Here is a 2,950-nt window from a genome sequence, read left to right on the forward strand (position 1 = left end):
CCCCCCCCCCGCGATCATGAGCATTGCCCCGCCGAAGCCCACAAAATTCAAGCCGGATCAGGCCGAGAGAAAATTAGACCACCACCGACGGCTAGGGTACCGAGAATGGTAATAGCCAGTTCAGTTCCGAGCCTCTGGGGTGGGGTCATATGGGTGTCAGTCATGACTGGCGCTTCCGGTTTGAAAATTGCCACAGTGAAAAAGCGATCTGGGCGAGGCACCCGGCTGCCAAAACGGTTCTAAGGATTACGCTCTGAGGCCGAATGACAGCTTCAACAAGGAACGTGGGGCCGCATACTATCACCATTAGCAAAGCACGTTTCGCCCACCAACCTTGTGGCCACTGATTGAGGCGCTTGATGGTCATTTTATTACCATCCACCGATCTCTATTAACTTGGTTCGATATCAAATTATTCATGCAAATGTCCACGCAAGTCACGTAACCGCTCCTCTAGTGGGGAGAGATATTTACCGCACCTATTTACGATAAAGAAATCCATAAATTTACGGTTCGAGAGTGCGAAATATTTATCGAATCTCTCGAGTCGATTGTCGATAAATCTCTGTTGATTATTATTGTTCGAGAATATCATTTTAAATGCTTGTTTGCAGATATTGTCATTGTACTCCTTAAAAAGCGTCCTTGCTTTCTTTACGCGATCAACGGTTCTTTTGCTGTTGCCAATGATTAGGCTTAATGACGGCGAGATGGACAACATGGCGAAGAAATCCCTGTTATTATCGGGGAATCCGGACCACCACACAGGTGCGTCTGACGTTAAAAGTCGGGAATTGTCATCGCAGGCTAGATCCCAGTGAAAATTTATAATAGTGTCTAATATATTCTTATTTATAATGATCTCCTCAAATAATAGTACACAAGCAGGGTCAAAGCCGCTTTCTGATGCAAGGAAGTGTGAAAAATCTACTTCCCTATTGGCTTCCGAAAATTTAGTTACCAATTCTCTGAAATAAGTGCCATTTAACTCAGATCGCATTGCCCCGAAGAACCACGGGTTTCTAACGACTAAGGAAACAAGAAACATAGCCAAGCTTGTTCTATCTTCGTTACTGGACGGAATTTCTAGATTATTTAATAAATTTAACGGGCCATCGGCGGGCTGATCTACATTCTTGAAGAACCTGTCTTCCATATGCGTCCTTCCGATCGTTGGAAAAGTGATCGGAAGCCCGTCCAAATCGTAACAATTCCAGGTGAAGCCGGTATATTTTGGTGATTTCGGCCGCGATTTTACCTGAGCATTTTTTTTAAATCGCCGAAACTCGTATAGCTCATCGCGTTCGTTGCACCATCTTTTTAAATAAAGCCTCGGGACATGGTGATGCCTTTTTGACTCTTGTTCTTCGGAAATTGTTTGCCGGATTTCGGAATTGTCGTTCATATCCGTCGTCTGATTGTCAGTCATGCCAGATCCTCCAACCAGTTCTCGACCTTCAGCCCTCTGATTCGGCTAAATTCGCGTACCTTGTTCGTTACCAATGTGACTTTGAGAGTGTAAGCGTGGGCCGCGATCAGCAAATCATTCATGCCGATTGTTTGCCCTGCTGCTTCGAGTTCGGCGCGAATACCGCCGTATTCGCCATCGGCCGGAATATCGAGTGGCAATATCGGTACAAAAGCCAGCACGCTTTTAACGCGGGACAGGAGTTTTGCAGAGCCCTTTTTTGCGCACCCATATCGCAGCTCAGCCGCCACGATAATGCTGGTGCAAAGGTCGCCCGGATCGAGATGTTCGATGCGTCGTGCCGCAGATCCGGATGGATTGCGGACCAGATCGCTGATGATGTTGGTATCAAGAAGGTAGGCGCTCACAGGATATCTTCCGGTCTGGCGGCTACATCATGGACGTCGGGAAAATCGTCGTCAGGAGCTAACGGCGCCTCTTCGCGCCAGGCGGCAAGGAGTTCGTTCAGTGTAGAAGGTGCCTTGACGGGTTCAAGAACCAGCCTGTCACCGTCGCGACGGATCAGCACTCGGTCTCCAGGTAGTTCAAATTCCACCGGAATGCGCACTGCCTGACTGCGATTATTCCGGAAGAGTTTTACCTCCCGAGGTCGCGGATGGATTTCAGGGATGGGCATAGTGGGCTCCTGAATGTATATGCCATATTGTATATGCCACATCGTAAGAAATCAAGGTTTTTGGAGGATTGAGTCGATGAGAGACAATTCGTCGTCTGCTTGTCAGTCATTGGCGTCATCCTTTCTCATGTTTCTGGCGCGCCGGTAGAGGGCTTGCCGTGTCACCCCATAAGCTGCCGCAACCTCGGCTGACTTCTCCCCGGCCTGTATCCGCGCCATAGCTTCGGCTGCTTCGGAGAGAATGTAGCTGTTCAACGATGCTTCTCGCCGAGTTCCTCATCAAGGATCGCACTGACGCTCTTTGAACTTACCTTGCCATCAAGACCATCCTGAATGCGGGCCCTGAGCAGATTATTGAGTTCCTGCCACGCGTGGTCAGTATCAAGGTTGTCCGGAAGCAACCGTTCAAGGGCATACTGTTTGATCGTCTTGCCCTGTAGCGCCGCCAGGGCCTTCAGGCTCTGGTGCTGCTGATCCGTCATATCAATGGTCAGTCGGCTCATGATGTAACCCTTTCCAACGCACAAACCCACATTAGCACATATGTGAGGCAAGATACGAGGCAAAGCCAGCAGACCTGGCACGGTAGATAGTCCATCACCTGATCGGTCGCACCGGGCCTGTCATGCGCAGGAATACATCACAGGCGTAGAAGAAAACTCATGAAAGAGCGGAAAGGAGCCGCCACGGAGCAGCCGACACGCCTGTCTGGAGGCGCCGTCGATCGCAGCAACCAGGCTGCGCCTGGTCCTTCGCGTTGAATAGCCCCTAGATTTCTGGACGCCCAGGCTCCTAAAAATGAGGACAGGAGGCGTTGATGGGGAAGCCTAATTTCAGTGATGAGT

The 2,950-nt window shown here is 49.7% G+C and carries 4 protein-coding genes; all 4 read right to left on the minus strand.

Annotated elements, in window-relative coordinates; translation table 11 throughout:
* Positions 1–412 precede the first annotated feature (412 nt).
* The 4 genes from DY926_RS16650 to DY926_RS16665 all read right to left on the minus strand — a co-directional run bounded on the left by DY926_RS16650 (position 413) and on the right by DY926_RS16665 (position 2,608).
* Positions 413–1,429, minus strand: coding sequence for a DUF4238 domain-containing protein (locus DY926_RS16650; RefSeq protein ID WP_116704356.1), 1,017 nt, complete (start codon positions 1,427–1,429; stop codon positions 413–415).
* On the minus strand, positions 1,426–1,836 hold the full coding sequence (locus DY926_RS16655) for a type II toxin-antitoxin system VapC family toxin (RefSeq protein ID WP_116704357.1): 411 nt from the start codon (positions 1,834–1,836) through the stop codon (positions 1,426–1,428). Before DY926_RS16655 ends, DY926_RS16650 begins: the two co-directional genes overlap by 4 nt.
* On the minus strand, positions 1,833–2,105 hold the full coding sequence (locus tag DY926_RS16660; RefSeq protein ID WP_186336213.1) for an antitoxin: 273 nt from the start codon (positions 2,103–2,105) through the stop codon (positions 1,833–1,835). Before DY926_RS16660 ends, DY926_RS16655 begins: the two co-directional genes overlap by 4 nt.
* Before the next feature lie 251 nt (positions 2,106–2,356).
* Entirely contained in the window at positions 2,357–2,608 is a 252-nt protein-coding gene (locus tag DY926_RS16665) for an antitoxin (protein WP_116704358.1), read from the minus strand.
* Positions 2,609–2,950: the final 342 nt, after the last annotated feature.

It is taken from the genome of Komagataeibacter melaceti, assembly GCF_003403295.1.
GTDB lineage: Bacteria > Pseudomonadota > Alphaproteobacteria > Acetobacterales > Acetobacteraceae > Komagataeibacter > Komagataeibacter melaceti.